The following is a 19403-nucleotide window of genomic DNA, read 5'->3' on the forward strand; positions in this document are numbered from 1 at the left end:
CCAACCAACCGCCCGGTCAGCCGCCCACCGAGGCACCCAACGACGCACCCCGCCAGCCACCGAACCGATCACCGAACCAGTCGCCCGATCGGTCGCCGCATCAGTCGCCGCGTCATTCCCCGCGTCAGTCGCCGAACCAGTCGCCGAACCAGTCGCCGAGCTGCCGGTTGAGGATGTCCGGCTCGGCCACCGACGGCTCAGGATCACCCGGCCGCTGGCCTGCCGGACTGTTGCAGTTTTAGGACCGCGGTTCGGCCGCCGGAGGATCAGCCCGAGCGTCACAGCCATTGTCGCGGCGAGTGTCATTGCGAGCCCGGCGACGATCCAGCCGACGATTGGCGACTGACCGAGCAGCACCACCGCAGCCAGCCAACCCACAGCCGCCGGAATGAGCAGCCGCGCATCGAGCCGCTCATCCTCCTCCGCCTCCGCAGAGCTGGGTTCAGCAGCCTCGCCGGTTGCCGACTCAGCAGCCCCTTCGAGTGCGAGAGCAGGCCATCGAACAGACGCGGGAGTTGGCGCGGGGCTTGGTGCGGAGGTTGGTGCGGGTGGGTGGTTCGAGCGTGGGTGGTTGGCGGGGTTAGGTGCGGACATGGGGTTTTAGGGAGTCGAACTTTTTGGGGCCTACGCCGGGGACCTCCTGGAGTTGGTCGATGGTGGTGAAGGGGCCGTTCTGGGTGCGGTAGTCGAGGATTCGTTGGGCTAGGACGGGGCCTACGCCGGGGAGTGCGTCGAGTTGGTCGAGGGTGGCGGTGTTGAGGTTGACGGGGGCGTTTGGGGCTGAGGATGGGCTGGGGCCGCTGGTCGGCGGTGTTTGGTTCGTTTGTGGGGATTGGGTGGTTGTGCCGACGATGATTTGTTCGCCGTCGGTTACTTGGCGGGCGAGGTTGAGGGTGGTGAGGTCTACGCCTCGGAGTGGGCCGCCGGCGAGGGTGAGTACGTCGGCTACGCGAGAACCTGCTGGGGCGCGGATGAGGCCGGGGCGGCGTACCTTTCCTGCGACGTGTACCACGACCGGCGGTTGACCGGAGGAGGTCCCGTTGCCGGGCGTCTGGTTGGTGCCTGGGGTTTGGTTGGCGCCCGAGGTTGAGCTGGCGCCTGGGGTTTGGTTGGCGGCGGGTTGGGTTTGCGTTGAGGCGGGGCCGGGTTGGGTGGGGGTCGGTTGGGCTACTGCGGAGCCTGTGATTGCAGTGGTTGGGCGAGTGTCGGGGAGGGGTTCGGGGCGGGCTCGGAGGAAAGTCCAGGCGGCCCAGGTCAGGCCGAGGATGAGTACTACGGCCAGGACTGCGATGTGGCGTGGAGTGAGGGTCCAGCGGGCATCGCGTAGTCGGTCGGGTCGGGGTTGTTCGGGAGTCCATCCGCCTCGCACCTCATCACGCTCCTCCGGGTATTCGTCTCGGCGCTGCTTGTCGCTCGGCTGCCTGCCGCTGGGATGTACGCCGCGATCAGCCGTGGCGGGCGCACCGCCCGGGCCGCCGATGTGAGCGGTCCGCTCGGCAGATGTCTGCCCTCCGCCGCTCCGCTCGGCGGCCACCTCCTCGCCGGCGGGGGTGTGCCCGGCGAGGGTTCGCGCAGGCGAGGTTCGCTCGGCCGGGATCCACCCGCCAGCGATCGGCCCGACCGCGGCCGTCTGCGCGGCAGGGGTCTGCCTGTAAGGGGTCTGCTCAGCGGGGGTTTGCCCAGTGGAGGTTGGCTCGGCGGGGGTCCACCCGCCAAGGGTCGGCTCGACGGCGGTTGTCTGCCCGGTGGGGGTTTGTTCGGTAGTGGTCCGGTCGGCTGGGGTTTGGTCGGCGTACGGGGTGTGAAGGTGGGGAGCGGTTGGGTGGGGGTGATGTGGGAGGCGGGGGGTGAGGCGGGCGAGGGCTCGGGCTCGGGCGGCCGGGTCGAGGGGTGGGGTGCGGCGGAAGACCTTCACGCCCAAAGAAGGTACGAGTTCAGGGCCCGGGTGGACCCGCGACTTGAAAACTGTGGAGAAACCGCCTGTTCGCGCCGAGAACGAAGGATCGGCCGCCCACGTGAGGGCCTCGGTCGCCGGTCGCACGCGGCGGCAACGGCCGGCTCATGGGAGGGGAGACACCCCGTGGGGGCGGTGAACAGGAAGTAGCAGCTCTTTCGCGCGTCATGACTCCCGGCGGCGTCTGAACGGATGCCGTGGCGCGGTGCCGGCCGGAAGTGAGTGGGGAGGATTCCCTGCCCGTTGCGGGAAGCAATCCTCCCCAGCCCTCCGTTCCCGGCTCCCGGGGCCGCCACTCACCGATCAGTCATACGCACGGATAACCCCGCGTGTTGGGGGTTCTCCCCTTGTATGCGAGGGGACAACCCCCAACACGAGGGGTTATCCGGCCTCGTGCGCAAGGTGCGGGGTTGTGTCCTGCCCCGGGCGGCGACCGGCAGGTTGTTGTACGGCTCCGGACGCTACTCGGTCGGAGGACTGATACATGGTGTACGCCGACCTGCATCACGCCGAGTCGTGGCGTTTGGTCGGTCCCGGAACGGCGAGTCGTGGATCGAGGCTGCGTTTGGGCGCCGAAACCCACGACTCGATGAACTTCCGGTGCCCGCGGCGTGCCCGGTCCGGGTGGGACGCGTGCGCGTGGACGTGGCGCCGCTAGGCGAAGGGGTCGGTCGCCGGGCGAGCGCGGTGGCGTTGGCCGGCTCTTGGGGGTGCAGACATCCCGTGGGGGCGGTGGACAGGGAATTGCGTGTCTTGTGGCACCGGTGCCTGTTCGCGGGGCGCGGGGCGGGGTGTGTCATCGCGCGCAGGTGGGCGGTTGGCGGGGCGGGCGCTGGTGCGGCCGGGCGCTCGCGGGCGGGAGCTTGCGGGCCGGGGGGTCTGGCGGGGCCGGGGATTTAGTGGGGGCTTACTACTACGGCTAGGAGGCCGGGACCTACGTGGGCTCCTATTACGGCGCCTACTTCTCGGAGGACTATTTCTTCGGCGTTGGGGAGGCGGGTGGCGAGGTCGTCGGCCAGGGTTTGAGCTTTTTCGAGGTTGGACAGGTGGTGGACGGCGATCTGGACGGGGGTGTCGCCGGCGCGTTGGACGGCGATGTCGGCCAGGCGGGCGATGGCTCGGCTGGAGGTGCGGACCTTTTCGAGGGGGACGATCCGGCCGCCGCTGATGGTGAGCAGTGGTTTGACCGCCAGCGCCGTACCGAGGAGGGCCTGGGCGGCGCCGATGCGGCCGCCGCGGCGGAGGTATTCGAGGGTGTCGACGTAGAAGTACGACGAGATGGACTTCATCCGGGCGCGGGCGGCGGCTTCGACCGTGATGGCGTCCTCGCCGGCGGCGGCTGCGGCGGCCGCGGCGAGGACGGGGAAACCGAGGCCCATGCCGAGCGAGCGGGAGTCGACCACGTGGACCGGGATCGGGGAGTCCTTGGCGCCGATCATCGCGGCCTCGAACGTGCCGGACATGTCGCCGGACAGGTGGATCGACACGATTGCCTCGACACCGTCCTTGGCGCACTCCAAGTACGTCTCGGCGAAGGTCTGCGGTGCCGGTCGGCTGGTCGAGACCGGTGTGAAGGTCTTCAGCGCCTCCGCGACCGCGTCCGCCGAGGTGGCGCCGTCGTCGTACGACGTCCCGCCGATCACGACCTGGAGCGGTACGACGGTCAGCGGGTGGTGGAGCAGCTCGTGCGTGGACAGACCGGCCGTGGAGTCGGTGACGACCTGCACGCGGGCTGCCATGCAGCGAGGTTACCGGACAGTTTAGGGCGTGTCTCCCGGTCCCACACCGTCGCGAGCAGGTGCTCGGTGCGGTGCATCGGCGCGCGGGAGCGAAGGTCTCGATGCGGAGCATCGTGGCCTTTGCTCACGTGCGGCGAGGTGCCGTGCCGAGTGCCGCGCAGTAGGTGTGGGACCGGGAGACACTCCCTCAATGTCCGGGAGCAGTGCCAGACTCCAGAAGATGAAGGAGACAGCGACCGAAGTCACACAGCTACAGGAGCTTCTCGACGCGGCGTACGAGCGGTCGACCGAGCATCTGCGCAACATCATCACGGCGCCGCGACGGCTGGACTCAAACGAGCTGGTGCAGGTTCTGACCGGGATGTGCACGCTGAACCTGGCCACCGTGACCGCGCGAGGTGAGCCGCGGATCAGCGCGGTGGACGGGCACTTCCTGCACGCGCGGTGGGTGTTCACGACGTCCGGGTCGGCGGCGAAGGCGCGGCACCTGAAGAAGCGGCCGGCGGCGAGCATTTCGTACGTCGACGGCGAGCGGATCGGGGTGTTCAGCCACGGGAACGTCGAGTTCCTGACCGCGGATCACCCGGAGTTCGCCGAGATCGAGGAGCACCTCACCAGCCACTACGGCAGCTCGCCGTCGAGCTGGGGGGACGACATCGTCTACTGCCGCCTCCAGCCCTCGTGGATGGTCGGCTACGCGTTCGACAAGTCAGCCGTGCTGGAAAAACCAGCGAGGTGAAGGCCACCCCTCCCGGGGCCTTCACCTCGCTTTGGTTGTGCCGTGCTGCTGACGTCCCCTGTGCGTCACCAGCCCGGCTCGTCGTGCTGACTCCCCCTGGTTGTCAGCCGAAGTTGGTGGGCCTCGGCGAGCTACTCCCCGTATCCGGTTCCGTGAGAACCGGCCTGACCGCGAGCTCGTCGAGGTCCCGGGAGGTCCCAGCGGCCGGCCGGCCGGTGGGTGACCAAACCCACCGGTACCCGCGCCAGCCGAGTCGTGACACTCGTCCCCTGTGTCGTGTGCCTGACCCTGTGCTGGGACCCCGCCCCGGAAGCAGTGCCCTGACGGTGCACCGCGCCCGGTACAGGCAGGACAGATCCGCACTCCGCAGCACTCCGGAGCTCTCGGCCGCCGGTCGGCGCCCCCACCAACCAGCCACCGGAGGCCCTCCGCGTCGCCTTCTCCGGGCGAGGCAGCTGAGCGGTTCGCCATGGCCTCTTCATGGTTCACCACCCCTTTCGCTGCCCGTGACCGGTGTCGGTCTCTGCTTCGTGGAACCTGCCCTACGGCTGTAATTCTTGGCCGGACAGGTATGTCAGGACGAGGCAGAACAACCGGCAGTTACCCGGCAGCTTCAGCAGATCCGCGTCATGAAAGCGGGGAAGAAAGCGCAGCGAGTACGTCGTTGGCCAGCCGCTGTACGGCGGCCGATGGGTCCGGCTCCGGCCACCCGTCCGCGACCGATGCGCTCTCGCAGGACTCCTGCAGGACCGCCCACGCGGTCGGCAGCATCGGCGGGTCCATCGACCGCTGCCACGCCAGCAGCTGGCCGCACACGGCGTCTCCCGCGTCCGAGCGCCCCAGTGCGTGCAGCACCGCCACAGCTTCCGGCAGTACTTCGAGCAGGTAGACGACCCGCCCTTCGAGCAGCAGCCGGTTCAGCGCGTCCAGGATCGTCACGCGCGCCTGCTCGGCCTCACCGGCGGCACGAGCCAGCCGAGACCGGTAGAGCATCACCAGGTAGTCGAAGTACCCACGGTGCCCGCGGATATCGGCGTCGGCCTGGTCGAGCAGTGCCCGCGCCTCGTCGTACCGGCCGTCGTGGTACTCCACCATCGCTAGACATCCGGCGACCTTGGTGCGTTCCGGGTCGTCCGACGCCTGGCTGTCGCGGGCGAGCTGTGCCCAGTGACGGGCGCCGGACAGGTTCCCCAGCTCCAGGTCGACGCGGCTGAGTGCCATGTACGCGATCTCGTCCGGGTAGACGCCCGGATTGACCAGTGCGCCCTCCCACGCAAGCAGGAGCTCCTTGGCCTCCACCAAACGACCCCACCGCAGCAGCGCCAGCCCGCAGGTCGCCTGCACGGTGGCAGACCGCTGTACGTCGCCATGCTTGCGAGCGTCATCTACCAGCGCAGGGATCTCGGCCAGACTCTGCGTATCGAGCAGGTGCGACCCGGACGACACCCAGCCGCCGCGAGCGACCAGGCCCATCTCTGTCTCACCCGGGATCCGCGTACGTGCCTCCTCGTAGTGCCGACGCGCACCACGGATGTCACCGGTCAGACTGGACAGCCGGCCCGCGATGGCGAGCAGCCGCCCGCTCGTCTCCTTGTCGGACACGTTCTCGGCGCACAGCGTCGCCCACCGGATTCCGCTCTCGGCGACGCTCGCCTGGTACTGCCACGCAATCCGGAAGCCGAGCACGATCCGCGCCGCGACGTCCCACTCCCCCAGCTCGCCCGCGCGCGCCAGCGCCACCTCGAAGAGCGCCGAGTTCGCATGCGCCGCCCGGTACCGCCGATCGCGGTCCGGTGACGACCACGCGCCCTCCAGCCCCGAGACGTACGTCGTACACCACTCGACCGCCCGGTTCCGGAACTCGGTGAGGTCGTGGCCCTGTGACGACAGCCCGGCGTACGCGTGCTCCCGGATCGTCTCCAGCAGCTTGTACCGCGCGCCGTACAACTGCTCGAACTCGTGCACCGGCTGCAGCAGCGACTTCTCCACCAGCTCGGCGAGCAGCATCGGTACGTCGCTCTCGTCGATCGGAGTGCCCGTGCAGACACCCGCGACGGCCTCGAGTGTGAACGGTGAACCGAGCACGGAGGTCCGGTACAGCAGCTGCCGCGCCGGGTCCGAGAGCGCGTCGACGCTCCACGCGATCGTGTCGGCCAGCGTCCGCTGATGCGGCGCACCGAACCGCCGCGGCCCGGACAACAGCCGGAACCGGTCGTCGAGCGCAGCGAGAATCGCCTCCACCGACAGCGACCCGGCCCGCGCGGCCGCGAGCTCGAGCGCGAGCGGCAGACCGTCCAGTCGCCTGCACAGCCGCGCCACAGTCGAGGCATTCGAAGGGCTCAGCGTGAAGCCCGGCCGCACCCGCGCGACGCGGCGGCAGAACATCTCGACCGCCGGCGACGCCGCGATCGCCTCGAAGTCCTCGTCGTTCGCCGGTACGCCGAGCACCTGCACCCGACGTACGACCTCGTCCGGCAGGCCGAGCGGGATCCGGGACGTGACGAGCACACCGATTCCTGGGAAGCTGCGGACCATCCGGTTGGCGACCGTCGCGACACCGTCGAGAACGTGCTCGGCGTTGTCCTCGACGATCACCAGGTCACCGGGTCGGCGTCCGGACAGTACGTCGTCGAGGTCCGACGTACCCGGGGCTGTGCCGAAGGCGTCCAGGATCGCCGACGGTACGGCGGCATCGCGCTGGACGGTGGTGAGGTCGACGACCACGACGGTCGTGTCGGCGCCGGAGAAGCGGTCGGCCGCGGCGAGCGCCAGCTCGGTCTTGCCGACGCCGCCGGGGCCGACGAGCGTGACCAGCCGGTTCTGCCGCAGCAGCGACTCGAGCTCGAACAGCTCCTGCTCGCGACCGACCAGACCGTCCGGGATCGGGCGGGTGCCACGCCAGCGCAGACCGGTCGGTACGGCGTCCGCGACCGAGACGACCGGCGGCGACGGCGCCACTGCCCGTACGACGGGACGCACCGAGCCATGCCCCGCGGCCGCGAGGAAGTGATCGGTGTCGTCGGGCCGCAGACCGAGCGCCGAGGCGAGCAGGCGGACGGAGTCCTTGCGCGGGCGCGCGACCCGGCCGGCCTCCATCTCGCGGATCGACCGGACACTCAACCCTGCCCGGTCGGCCAGCTCCTCCTGGGAGAGGCCGGCCTGGACCCTCAAGTCGAGCAACAGATCGGCGAATCCCCGCCGACCGTCCGCCCGGCCATCCGTGTCCGACACAGCCCGTCACCCCTCTTAGGCCTCACGTTCCTGACACAACATAGCGTGACGGAGCGGAACTTGCCGGAGGTGATCGGCGTGCGGGATGCGGCCTGGGTCACACAATTCGTTGACTGTGGCAACGGGTTTGACGACCTGGAGAAATCATTGCGAACTCAGAAATGCACGTTTCAAGCAGTCGCGCGAACCGAGCGGGATTCATTTTCGGCGGCGTACAGAGAAAGGATGCCGGTCCAGTCGTCGATCCGGGCACGGGTATCCGCGCGGCCGGAGTCGGCATTCAGCAGGCTGCCGTCGGAAATGCCGCGGGTGGCGCGAACCAGGAGCTCGGCAGTGACGTCGCGCAGCGTGTCAAGGGCAGCCATGGCGACAATTCAAGCGGAACCGTGTTTCGCAAACGTAACGCGATCGGCAACATCACGATAAGTCACCAAAATCCCGGAAATGCTTGTTACCCCGTAGTCCACTAACCGGCCAGGAAGGACAGCCGGACGTGCCGGTCGGGATTGTCGCGATTGGTGTCGACCAGACAGATCGATTGCCAGGTGCCGAGCGTGAGCCGGCCCCTCAGCACCGGCACGGTCGCGTACGGCGGAATCAGTGCCGGCAGCACGTGGTCGCGACCATGTCCGGGCGAGCCGTGCCGGTGCTGCCACTCGAAGTCCCGCGGCAGCAGGTCCTCGAGCACCGCCATCAGGTCGAGGTCGCTGCCGGCGCCGGTCTCGAGGATCGCGACACCGGCGGTCGCGTGCGGCACGAACACGTGCAGCAGGCCGTCACCGCGACCGGAGACGAACTGCTCACACCGGCTCGTGAGGTCGACGACGACCTCACGAGCACCGGTGTTCAGGTCCAGGACGACCGAGTCCATCAGGCGGGGACGATGTTGACCAGCTTGGGCGCCCGCACGATCACCTTGCGGGTACCGCGGCCGTCCAGCGCCTTCTGGATCGCCTCGGACGCCAGCGCCAGCTGCTCCAGGTCGGCGTCGGAGATGTCCGGCGCGACCTCCAGCCGGTCCTTCACCTTGCCGGCGATCTGCACCACGCAGGTCACCGAGTCCTGGACCAGCAGCGCCGGGTCGACCTTCGGCCAGCCGGCCTTGGCGACGGTCGGCTCGTGGCCCAGCTCCTCCCACATCTCCTCGGCCGTGTACGGCGCGACCAGGCTCAGCACGACCGCCACCGCCTCGACCGCCTCGCGCACCGCCGGGTCGGCGGCACCGGGACCGGAGTCGATCGCCTTCCGGGTCGCGTTCACCAGCTCCATGATCCGGGCGACCATGACGTTGAACCGGTGCGAGTCGATCAGCTCGGCCGCGTCCGCCACCGTCCGGTGGGTCAGCTTGCGCAGCTCGACGTCACCGGTCGCAGGGTCCGAGCCGACCGGCGACTCGACCGCTCCGGCCAGCCGCCAGGCCCGCTGCAGGAACTTGAGCGAGCCGCCTGGGGACATGTCGGCCCAGTCGATGTCGTCGGCCGGCGGACCGGCGAACACCATGGTCAGCCGGACCGCGTCGACACCGAACTCGTCGATCTGGTCGCCCAGGTTCACGCCGTTGCCCAGCGACTTGCTCATCGACTTGCCCTGGTTGATTACCTGGCCCTGGTTCAGCAGCCGGGTGAACGGCTCCACGACGTTCAGCAGGCCCATGTCGTGCAGCGCCTTGACGAAGAACCGCGCGTACAGGAGATGCAGTACGGCGTGCTCCTTGCCGCCGACGTACTGGTACACCGACATCCACCGCTCGGCCGTGGCCTGGTCGAACGGACCGTCGGTGTACTCCGGCGACAGATAGCGCAGGAAGTACCAGGACGAGTCGACGAACGTGTCCATCGTGTCGGTGTCGCGCTCGGCCTTGCCACCGCACTTCGGGCAGTCGACCTCGACCCACTCGCGAGCCGCCGCCAGCGGCGACACGCCCTTCGGCTGCAGGTCGGCGCCGCGCAGGTCGGGCAGCTCCATCGGCAGCTGGTCGTCGGGCACCGGGACCTCGCCGCAGGACGGGCAGTGGATGATCGGGATCGGGCAGCCCCAGTACCGCTGGCGGCTCAGCAGCCAGTCACGCAGACGGTAGTTGATCGTCCGCTCGCCCAGGCTCTTGCTCTCCAGCCAGTCGATGATCCGCGACTTGGCCTCGGCGACCTCCAGACCGTCCAGGCTGATCTCGTCGTTCGCGCTGTTGATCGCCGGACCGTCACCGGTGTACGCCTTGCCGTCGAAGTCGGCGGCAGGCTGCACGGTGCGGACGATCGGCAGGTCGAACTTCTCCGCGAACTCCCAGTCCCGCGTGTCCTGGCCGGGGACCGCCATGATCGCGCCGGTGCCGTAGTCGGCCAGCACGTAGTCGGCCGCCCAGATCGGGATCCGCCGGCCGGTCACCGGGTTGATCGCGTACGAGCCCAGGAAGACACCGGTCTTCTCACGCTCGGTGCTCTGCCGCTCGATCTCGGTCTCGCCCTTGACCTTCGCCAGGTAGGTGTCGAAGGCCTCCTGATGCTCGGGCGTGACCAGCTCGGCGGCCAGCTTCGCGTCCGGCGCGACAACCATGAAGGTGGCGCCGAACAGCGTGTCCGGACGGGTGGTGAAGACCTTGATCGGCTCGTCGCGACCCTCGACCTCGAAGTTCGCGAACGCGCCCTCGGAGCGGCCGATCCAGTTGCGCTGCATCAGCAGGATCTCTTCCGGCCACTGCAGCAGCTCCATGTCGTCCAGCAGCCGCTGGGCGTAGTCAGTGGTCTTGAAGTACCACTGGGTCAGCTCCCGCTTGGTGACCTCCCAGCCACAGCGCTCGCACCGCCCCTGGACGACCTGCTCGTTGGCCAGCACGGTCTGGTCGTTCGGGCACCAGTTGACGTACGACGCCTTGCGGTACGCCAGACCGCGCTCGTACAGCCGCAGGAACAGCCACTGCGTCCAGCGGTAGTACTCCGGGTCGGACGTGTGCAGCCGGCGCGACCAGTCGAAGCTCAGCGCGTAGCGGCGGATCGACTCGGCCTGCGTCTCGATGTTCGCGTAGGTGTACGTCGCGGGGTGCTCGTTGCGCTTGATCGCGGCGTTCTCCGCCGGCAGACCGAACGAGTCCCAGCCGATCGGGTTCAGCACGTCGTACCCCTGCTGGAACCAGTAGCGCGCCAGGACGTCGTGCAGCGCGAACACCTCGGCGTGACCCATGTGCAGGTCGCCGGACGGGTAGGAGAACATCGTGAGCGCGTAGCGACGCTCGGCCGAGCCGTCGTCCTTCGCCTTGAAGGGATCCAGCTTCTCCCACACCGGACGCCACTTGGCCTGCATGGCGTTGAAGTCGTAGCCGCCCCTGTCGATCTGGGCGTCCTCCACCTGCTCGCTCACGGTCCTACTCCATACTTCGTGTGTTTGTTGAGCCTAAATGTGCCAGAAGGCACCCCTGGACATAAAAAAGCCCCTCACACAGGAGGGGACGCCGCACTGACCGGCGCTTCAGCGCCTGGATGCCAGCACGGCTAACTAAGGAGCAGGCTCACTCGCATAGGACCAGTTTAGCACCGGTGCCGCGACAGTCCGAGACAGCCGCGGCACCGGGTGCTGTCAGCCGACCGGTACGCCGAACGTCTTCAGCCAGTCCTGGACGACCTTGATGTCGATCCGCTGCAGTCCGTCGAGGTACCTGCAGTTCTGCGTATAGCCGTAGCTGGTCACGGTCACCTGGTAGCCACCGTGGAACGTCGGACCGCCGGAGTCACCGAAGCAGGTGCCGCCGGTGCCGCGGTTGTCGTTCTCGTTGCCGTTCACCTGCAGGATCTGCGGGGTGAGCTTCTGGCCGGGCTCGTCGGCCCAGCGACGCAGCAACGGGTACGACATCGGGGTCGGCTTCTGCGGACCGGAGTCGGCCTTACGAACCTCCGTGCCGTAGCCGACGGAGCGGAAGATCGTGCTGTTCAGCTTGGGCTGCTGGTACGCGTTCAGGTAGTTGGCGGGCGCGATCTTGGCCGGAGCGATGTTCGTGACCGGCCGGTCGAGCACGATGACGCCGACGTCGTTCCAGTTGCTCAGGTCGGTGAAGTCGGAGTACTTCGGATGCGCGTACGCCGTACCGGACTTGTAGCCGGCCTTTTCGAGCTCTGCCTGGGTGTAGCCCTTCGCCGGGTCGGCGGCGACCGGGAACGGCGACGGCGGCTGCTCGGCGATCACCGAGTCGAACGTCACCAGGGTCTTGCCGAGCGTGCCCAGCGTGCAGTGGGCCGCGGTCACGAGCACGGTCGGCGAGACGAGTGTCGCCGTACACCGGAACCGTCCGTCAGGTTGGTAGAACAGGATCAGACCGACGTTGGGATGCGCGTTGCCGTCGGGCTGTCCGCCGGTGATCGCACTGGCGGACAACGCCGGCGATACGGCCAGTCCGAGAGCCAGCGCACAGATGCCGATGATGCGACTGAATCGATGCCTCATATGCCCCTCCAGGGGTCCGGCGAAATACCTGAATGCATTGGAGCAATGACTCAGCGCGCTGTCCAGAGTTCGTTTGACTACCCTCTGTAACCGTCCGACCGGGCAGATCCGCATCGACTCCACCGAGCAGGTGTCGTTCTAGACGAATTCGGTACCGCCGGCGCGACGGTGGTCTCCAGGTGTCCGACCGTATTTGCGTTTGAACGCTGTAGAGAACGGACGTACGTCGGAGTACCCGCAGGCGCGTGCTACCTCGGTGATGGACATGCTGTGGTCCAGAAGCAGCTGTGCGGACAGCTCGAGCCGGAGGCGGCGGAGCGTCGACATGATCGAGGCACCTGTCTGCTGCGTGAACAGGCGCTCGGCGTGCCGCTCTGACATGTGTACGACAGCAGCCACGTCCCGGACGGTGATCGGCCGGGACAGGTTGTCGCGCAGGTGCCGCTGCATCGCCTCCACCACCAGAGGTCCCCGATCACGTCTGACGGGCTCCACCGCGAGGTCCTCGTCCAGTGCGAACGCGCGAGCGGTCTCCATCACCAGAGTCGCGCCCAGAGCGCCCAGCACAGTGCTGTAACCAGACACCGGTGCAGCCGCCTCAGCAGCCAAGCCCGTGATCAGTGCCGGCAACGCACCTGTTCTTGTGGACATGACGGGGCCATCAGTGCGGGTCAGCCCGGACCACCACCCTCGTTCGTCCGACCCGGGACGGAAGGTGAAGCCCCAGAAGGCGATTCCCAGCGGCGCCACCCGCGACGACTCGATTTCGTGGACGTCGCCGGGGCGGGCCAGGAAGACGGAGCCCGGTACGACGTCGTACTGCGTCGTACCGTTGTTGAAGCGGCCCTCGCCGGAGTAGGCGAGGCAGACCTCGTGGAACGAGTGGCTGTGCCAGTAGTTGCGCCAGTACTCCGGCCGGTAGTGGCCCCAGCTGAGGAAGTCCGCGCGGAAGCCGTCGACCTCGCAGGACTCCAGCAGTCCCGCGAGGTCGACGAACCGCTCCGCCGCGGCGACGTCAGCCAGCGTCAACAGCACCCCTACCGGTCGGGTCGACTCCGCGCAGCATCATGCCCTGACCGAGCGACCACTCGTGCGTCTTGACGGTCGGCGGGTCCGACGGGTCGCGGTACTGGATCAGCCAGGTGGTGCGCGCCTCGTCACTCGTGTTCACCCCGGAGCCGTGCACGGTCAGGTAGGTGAAGAACAGTACGTCGCCCGCCTCGGCCGGCTGCGGCGTCGCCGCGTCGAACGACGGCTCGAGCAGGTGGTACGACCCCTCCGGGCTGTGCTCCCGCGGTCCCTCCTTGTGGCTGCCCGGAATCACCCGGACGCAACCCTTCTCGACAGGTGCGTCGTCGAAGTGGAAGATCGCCGCACCGACCCGGTGGTAGGTGTGCGGGAAGAACGGGTGGTCCTGGTGCAGCGGGAACGGCGAACCGTTCTCCGGCGGCTTCACGAACAGCTTGGTGTGGTGCAGCTGCACGTTGTCCACACCCATCACCGCGGCGGCCACGTCGGCGAACCGCGGGTCCACCAGGAGCTTCGAGAACTCGGCGTCGTAGAACTGCGCGTCGTGCAGGTGCTGCAGCTTCGTCGGCGCCTCGGTCATGTCCCGGGCGGCGCCCCAGGTCGGGTCGTCGCTCCGGTTCAGCTGCGCCAGCAGGTCGTGGCTGCGCTGCCGGTAGTGCGCTGCTTCTTCCTTGCTGAGCAGGTCTTTCACCAGCACGAAGCCCTCGGCGGCGTACTGCTGCGCAACCGTGGCCAGCTCCGGTTTCTCAGACGTGATCGTCATCTCGAAATTCCTCCTGATCGGGTACTTCGAGACTACGAACGCCGGCGCCCGGACGGGAGGACCCGACCGGACGCCGATGTTCGTCAAACGGACATGCCTACTCGTCGGCCGGTTTCGAGTCGATCGGTACGGCGATCGGCCGCAGCCGGGCCCACAGCACGAACACGGCGGTGAACACCAGCATCCCGATGCCGCCCCAGAGGTTGATGTTGATCCCGGCGGCCTTGTCGATCTCGGCCTGCTTCTCGACGATGCCGAGAACGGTCAGGACCACGCCGTAGATCCCGACCAGGGTGGCGATCACGATCCGGATGTCGAACGCCCCGGCCTTCTTCTTCTCCGCCATCACAAGCTCCTCAATCAGCCGAAGACGATGTTCAGGACGATGGTCATCGCCAGAGAGATGCCGGCCAGCAGGACCGGCTTGCGGTACCACCCGTGGTCACCGCGGAGCGTCACCTCGGTGCGCTGTTCCTTCGGCGTCAGCGAGTACACCAGGCCGACCAGTTCGGACTCCTCCTTGGGCCGGGTCATCGTGCTCACCAGGACGCTGATCAGGATGTCGACCACGAAGGCCGCGCCGGCGCCGACGAAGCTCGCGCCCTGACCGGGCAGGTTGATGACACCGGTCTCGGACAGGACGAAGACCAGGATCGCGGTCGCCGTACCGCTGACCAGGCCGATCCAGCCCGCCGCGGCGGTCATCCGCTTCCAGAACATACCGAGGATGAACGTGGCGAACAGCGGCGCGTTGAAGAACGAGAACAGCTGCTGCAGGTAGTCCATCAGGTTGCTGTAGCCGGAGGCGATCGCGGCCGTGCCGATCGCGATCAGCGTGCCCGCCACGGTCGCCCACCGGCCGGTCCGCAGGTAGAAGTCGTCCGGCCGGTCCTTGATGACGTAGCGCTCGATGATGTCGTACGACATCACGGTGTTGAACGAGCTGAGGTTGGCCGCCATACCGGCCATGAACGACGCCAGCAGACCGGTGATCGCGAGGCCGAGCATGCCGTTCGGCAGCAGGTCCCGCATCAGCAGCAGGATCGCGTCGTTGTAGTCGACCTCGCCGCTGCCGGTGGCCTTGAACTGGGCCAGCTCCGGCACGATGACCGCGGCGATGATGCCGGGGATGATCACGATGAACGGCACGAACATCTTCGGGAACGACCCGATGATCGGGGTCCGCCGGGCCGCCGACATGTTCTTCGACGCCATCGCGCGCTGCACCTCGACGAAGTTCGTCGTCCAGTAGCCGAACGAGAGCACGAAGCCGAGGCCGAACACGATGCCGATCACCGACAGGAAGCTGTTGCCGAAGCCGCTGAGCGCGTTGCCGGGCCAGGCCGACATCTGCTCGCTTCCGCCCGGAGACGCGGTCACCTTGTCGACCAGGCCCTGCCAGCCGCCGACCTTGTGCAGCCCGACCAGGGTCAGCGGCAGCAGCGCGGCGACGATCACGAAGAACTGCAGCACCTCGTTGTAGATCGCGGCCGACAGCCCGCCGAGCGTGATGTAGCTGAGCACGATCACGGCGGCGACGATCACCGACACCCAGATCGGCCAGCCGAGCAGCACGTTCACGATGGTCGCGAGCAGGAACAGGTTCACGCCCGCGATCAGCACCTGCGCCAGGGCGAAGCTGATCGCGTTCACCAGGTGCGCGGGCTTGCCGAACCGGCGCAGCATGAACTCCGGCACGCTGCGGACCTTCGAGCCGTAGTAGAACGGCATCATCACGACGCCGAGGAACAGCATCGCCGGGATCGCGCCGATCCAGAAGTAGTGCACGGTCGGCATGCCGTACTGCGCGCCGTTCGCCGACATGCCCATGATCTCGATCGCGCCCAGGTTGGCCGAGATGAACGCCAGGCCGGTGACCCAGGCCGGCAGCGACCGGCCGGACAGGAAGAAGTCCAGGCTGTTCGACACCGCGCGTCTGGCCAGGTACCCGATGCCGAGCACGAAGACGAAGTACAGGGCGATGATGATGTAGTCGATCGCCGTGGCATCCAGTCTGAGGATGGATTGTTGGGCAAGCATCGGGCCTCCGGACCGCCTCAATCGGCTGAGGGTGACAGATCGTGTTGTTACCGCTCAGGAACGTTACTCCTACTTTCAACCAAGCGGACGGCGACCCGGCCGACGACCGGTCTCCACCCGGATCTCCACCCGTGGTCGGTCCCCTGGAAAGACCGGGCAGACCTACCGTCCGTGACATGAGCTTCGGAACGTTGCCCAACGCACTCGTCGTGGTCGCCGTCGTGGTGGCGGTGATCGCCCGACGGCTGTCCTGGTCCGAGCTGGAGAACTCCGACACCGACGTGTGGCGCGGCCCGCTCGTGCTGATGGGGGTCGGGGTCTACCAGCTGTACGACCGGCACACCGGCCTCGGCGTCGTCGACGTCGCACTGCTCGTCGTCGGCACCGCCGTCGCACTCGTCGCCGGTGTCGGCACGGGCCGGGTCGCGCAGGTCGAGCGGCGCGCCGGGAAGGTGTTCTTCCGGCTCGGGATGCCCGGGCTCGGCATCATGGTGGCCTACCTGGTCGTCCGGCTCGGGCTCGCGGGACTCGGCCACCTGCTCGGCGCCTCGGTCGCCGGCGGCGGCGCGCTGATGGTCTCGCTGGGTGCGAACCTGTTGACCCAGTCGCTGATCATCCAGAGCAAGGCGAGCCAGATGGCCGAGGAGTACACCAACCAGTGAAGCTGAAGGCGCTGCTGCCGCCCCGTCCGCACGGTGAGAGCGGCTGGGTCGGCCGGGTGCTCACCACGGGTGTCGCGATCGCCGTTCTGGCCACCGCGCGGCCCGCATCCGCTTGGGTCTGGGTCGTGCTCGGTGTGACCTTCGCCCTCTTCGTGGTCGGCTCGGTGCTGATGACGGCACGCCCGTACGTCTCGCTAGCACTGCTAGCCACCGTCGCGGTCAGCAACGCGCTGATCGCGGGCTACCCGCAGTCGAACGCCCTCGTCCTGGTACTGGTCGCGATCACCGACATCGCCGTGATCGACTTCGGGCGGCGCGGCAACCGGCCGATCGTTGCTGTCAGCATCGGTGTCGCGGCGGCGTACGCCGGGTCGGCGTGGTGGTTCGGGCAGCCGGACACCTGGTACTTCTCCCAGCTGCTCTGGACCGCCGCACTGACCGCCTTCGGGTTGAACCGGCGCCAGTACGAGGTGCAAGCGCGGCAGACCGAGCAGTTGCTGGAGCAGACCCGGCTGGCGCAGAGGGAGCACGCCCGCGCGGCCACGCTGGAGGAGCGCGGGCGGATCGCTCGGGACCTGCACGACGTACTGGCGCATTCGCTGGGCGCTCTGAGCGTTCAGCTCGAGGTAGCCGAGGCGCTGCTGGAGGAGCGTGGTGACACGGCCGGTGCTCTGGAGCGGGTACGTCGCTCGCGCCGGCTCGCCGTACAGGGGCTGACTGAGGCGCGGAACGCTGTAGCTGCTCTCCGGGCAGATGAGGTGTCTGAGCTCCCTGCAGCGCTTGCTGACCTCGCGGGGCAGCACGAGAAGGACCACGGCACTGCTGTGCGGCTCACTGTCACTGGTCAGCGGAAACTCGACTCGGGTGTGACGGTTGCACTGCTCGGTGCCGCCCGCGAGGCGCTGACGAATGCTGCGAAACATGCACCTGGTCAGATTGTTGACATGCGGCTTGTCTACGACGACGGCGTACGGGTGTCTGTACGGAACAAAGGTGCCACCAGTGGTGAGGGGTTCGGGCTGGCTGGCATGCGGGAGCGGCTGGCTCTGGTGGGTGGGACATTGACGGCAGGTGCGGACGGCGACGACTGGTTGGTGGTGGCAGAGGTTGACTGACCCAATCCGAGTGGTCGTGGCGGACGACCAGCAGGTCGTGCGAGAAGGACTGGTCGCTCTACTCGGGCTGATCGACGGCGTCGAGGTGACCGGCGCGGCCGCGAACGGTGTCGAAGCCGTCGACCTGGTTGCCCAGGGCAACGTGGACGTAGTGCTCATGGACCTGCGGATGCCGGTCCTGGACGGGACGCAGGCGACCGCGCGGATCACGGCCGACTTCCCGAAAGTCGCCGTACTCGTGCTGACCACGTACGCCGACGACGCCTCGATCGCGAACGCACTCCGGGCCGGGGCGCGCGGCTATCTCACCAAGGACGCCGGCCGCGCCGAGATCGGCGCCGCACTACGGTCGACCGCCGCCGGGCAGTCGACGTTCGACCCCGAGGTAACCAAACGGTTGGTTGTCGGCCTGACGCCGTCGGCCGATCCCGGCAGCGACGGACTGACCGCGCGGGAGACCGAGGTACTGCGGTTGATCGCGCAGGGCCTGAGCAACCCGGAGATCGCCGGTCAGCTGTTCATCAGCGAGGCGACCGTGAAGACGCATATCAACAACACGTTCGCGAAGATCGGCGCCCGGCACCGCGCGGAGGCGGTCCGCTACGCCTACCGCAAAGGGATCGCGTCAGATTCGTAGCTCGGCGACGACCGGGCGGTGGTCGCTGCCGGTCGAGCTCATCACCCAGGCCTTGGTCGGGGTCACGCCGCGCACCAGGATGTGGTCGATCCGCGCCATCGGGAACTTCGCCGGCCAGGTGAACCCGAAGCCGGTGCCGGCCGCGCCCTGCGCCGAGCGGAGGCCGGCTGTCAGCGGAGCGAGACTGCGATCGTTCGCCGTACCGTTGAAGTCGCCCATCACGATCACGCCCACGAGCTTCTCGTCGGCGATTTGCCGACCGAGCGCCTTGATGGTGTCGTTGCGCTGGTCCGACGTGAAGCCGCTGGTGCCGACGCGGACCGAGGCGAGGTGCGCGACGTACACGGCGACCTTGCCCTCCGGCGTGCTGACCTCCGCGCGGAGCGCCCGGGTCCATTTGAAGCCGACGTCGACGGACTTGGTCTCGACGACCGGGTACTTCGACCAGAGGGCGACGGTGTCGCGGGACACCTGGTACGGATACAACTTGGCGAAAGCGGCCTTGTAGATCTTCAGGTCCGACGAGGTGAGCTCCTCGAGCGCCATCACGTCCGCGTCGGCCGCGATCAGGTCCTGCGCGGTCTTCTCCGGGTCCGGGTTGGCGGCGTCGACGTTGTGTGTCAGCACGCGCAGGTCGTACGCTCCCCCACCGCCCTTACCCGGAACGAGCAGGTCGCCGAACATAAGGCCCCACACGAGCGCGGGCACCAGCAGCGCGACACCGGCCGTCGCGGACCGCCGTACGAGAGCAGCGACACCGAGGACCGGTACGGCGAGGCCGACCCAGGGCAGGAAGGTGTCGAGCAGACTGCCCAGGTTGCCGACCGAGTTCGGAACGTAACGGTGGAACACCAGCGGCAGCGCCGACAGGATCGCCAGCACCGCGATCACCCGGCCACGTCGCCACATGCCACCCATCTTCCTCCGCCGCGCGCTGGTGCGCGGCGGCGGCGGTTTACGAGTGGCGACAGCTGTCTGGCGGTCCGGCATGCAGCGATTGTTGCGGACGGCCGGGCCGGACCAAAGTCCGTGCACGGTCAGGTACGGCGATTTCATCCGTACGGAC

The 19403-nt window shown here is 68.1% G+C and carries 16 protein-coding genes; 4 read left to right on the top strand and 12 right to left on the bottom strand.

Annotation, left to right across the window (positions count from 1 at the left end):
* Window positions 1-580: 580 nt before the first annotated feature.
* Both ACLJOO_RS18275 and ACLJOO_RS18280 read right to left on the bottom strand, forming a co-directional pair.
* A complete protein-coding gene (locus ACLJOO_RS18275; RefSeq protein WP_410788365.1) occupies window positions 581-2041 on the bottom strand; it encodes a helix-hairpin-helix domain-containing protein in 1461 nt (486 codons plus the stop codon).
* 809 nt (window positions 2042-2850) lie between these two features.
* Window positions 2851-3693, bottom strand: a complete 843-nt coding sequence (locus ACLJOO_RS18280) for a DegV family protein (protein ID WP_410788366.1) — start codon at window positions 3691-3693, stop codon at window positions 2851-2853.
* A 220-nt stretch (window positions 3694-3913) separates the two neighbouring features.
* Between ACLJOO_RS18280 and ACLJOO_RS18285 the strand changes: the two genes are divergently transcribed.
* Window positions 3914-4432 (top strand): pyridoxamine 5'-phosphate oxidase family protein, encoded by a 519-nt coding sequence (locus tag ACLJOO_RS18285; protein ID WP_410788367.1) that lies wholly within the window; start codon window positions 3914-3916, stop codon window positions 4430-4432.
* A gap of 627 nt (window positions 4433-5059) precedes the next feature.
* Here ACLJOO_RS18285 and ACLJOO_RS18290 read toward each other — a convergent pair.
* The 9 genes from ACLJOO_RS18290 to ACLJOO_RS18330 all read right to left on the bottom strand — a co-directional run bounded on the left by ACLJOO_RS18290 (window position 5060) and on the right by ACLJOO_RS18330 (window position 15923).
* The gene (locus tag ACLJOO_RS18290; RefSeq protein WP_410788368.1) at window positions 5060-7663 is read right to left on the bottom strand and encodes an ATP-binding protein; all 2604 of its coding nucleotides are present in this window, start codon (window positions 7661-7663) and stop codon (window positions 5060-5062) included.
* Between the two features lie 170 nt (window positions 7664-7833).
* Complete coding sequence (locus ACLJOO_RS18295; RefSeq protein ID WP_410788369.1) at window positions 7834-8028, bottom strand: hypothetical protein; 195 nt, start codon at window positions 8026-8028, stop codon at window positions 7834-7836.
* A 101-nt stretch (window positions 8029-8129) separates the two neighbouring features.
* On the bottom strand, window positions 8130-8534 hold the full coding sequence (locus tag ACLJOO_RS18300) for a YjbQ family protein (protein WP_410788370.1): 405 nt from the start codon (window positions 8532-8534) through the stop codon (window positions 8130-8132).
* Window positions 8534-11002 carry a leucine--tRNA ligase gene (gene leuS, locus ACLJOO_RS18305; protein WP_410788689.1) on the bottom strand — a complete coding sequence of 823 codons (2469 nt, stop codon included), beginning with the start codon at window positions 11000-11002 and terminating at the stop codon, window positions 8534-8536. Before leuS ends, ACLJOO_RS18300 begins: the two co-directional genes overlap by 1 nt.
* A 228-nt stretch (window positions 11003-11230) precedes the next feature.
* Window positions 11231-12091 (bottom strand): S1 family peptidase, encoded by an 861-nt coding sequence (locus ACLJOO_RS18310; RefSeq protein ID WP_410788371.1) that lies wholly within the window; start codon window positions 12089-12091, stop codon window positions 11231-11233.
* A 138-nt stretch (window positions 12092-12229) separates the two neighbouring features.
* Complete coding sequence (locus ACLJOO_RS18315) at window positions 12230-13120, bottom strand: helix-turn-helix domain-containing protein (protein WP_410788372.1); 891 nt, start codon at window positions 13118-13120, stop codon at window positions 12230-12232.
* A complete protein-coding gene (locus tag ACLJOO_RS18320) occupies window positions 13107-13883 on the bottom strand; it encodes a phytanoyl-CoA dioxygenase family protein (RefSeq protein ID WP_410788373.1) in 777 nt (258 codons plus the stop codon). Before ACLJOO_RS18320 ends, ACLJOO_RS18315 begins: the two co-directional genes overlap by 14 nt.
* Window positions 13884-13980: 97 nt before the next feature.
* On the bottom strand, window positions 13981-14229 hold the full coding sequence (locus ACLJOO_RS18325) for a hypothetical protein (RefSeq protein WP_410788374.1): 249 nt from the start codon (window positions 14227-14229) through the stop codon (window positions 13981-13983).
* Between the two features lie 14 nt (window positions 14230-14243).
* Entirely contained in the window at window positions 14244-15923 is a 1680-nt protein-coding gene (locus tag ACLJOO_RS18330; RefSeq protein WP_410788375.1) for a sodium:solute symporter family protein, read from the bottom strand.
* A 176-nt stretch (window positions 15924-16099) separates the two neighbouring features.
* On the opposite strand from ACLJOO_RS18330, the gene ACLJOO_RS18335 reads away from it, so the two are divergent.
* Genes ACLJOO_RS18335 through ACLJOO_RS18345 form a run of 3 tightly spaced genes read left to right on the top strand, consistent with a single transcriptional unit; the run spans window position 16100 to window position 18337 of the window.
* Entirely contained in the window at window positions 16100-16585 is a 486-nt protein-coding gene (locus ACLJOO_RS18335; RefSeq protein WP_410788376.1) for a hypothetical protein, read from the top strand.
* On the top strand, window positions 16582-17700 hold the full coding sequence (locus ACLJOO_RS18340) for a sensor histidine kinase (RefSeq protein ID WP_410788377.1): 1119 nt from the start codon (window positions 16582-16584) through the stop codon (window positions 17698-17700). Before ACLJOO_RS18335 ends, ACLJOO_RS18340 begins: the two co-directional genes overlap by 4 nt.
* A complete protein-coding gene (locus ACLJOO_RS18345; protein ID WP_410788378.1) occupies window positions 17693-18337 on the top strand; it encodes a response regulator in 645 nt (214 codons plus the stop codon). The genes ACLJOO_RS18340 and ACLJOO_RS18345 overlap by 8 nt, the downstream gene beginning before the upstream one ends.
* Here the strand turns inward: ACLJOO_RS18345 and ACLJOO_RS18350 are convergent.
* The gene (locus tag ACLJOO_RS18350) at window positions 18326-19255 is read right to left on the bottom strand and encodes an endonuclease/exonuclease/phosphatase family protein (RefSeq protein WP_410788690.1); all 930 of its coding nucleotides are present in this window, start codon (window positions 19253-19255) and stop codon (window positions 18326-18328) included. The two genes, ACLJOO_RS18345 and ACLJOO_RS18350, sit on opposite strands and share 12 nt — an antisense overlap.
* Window positions 19256-19403: the final 148 nt, after the last annotated feature.

This window comes from Kribbella sp. C-35 (genome assembly GCF_046549195.1).
Taxonomy (GTDB): Bacteria; Actinomycetota; Actinomycetes; order Propionibacteriales; family Kribbellaceae; genus Kribbella.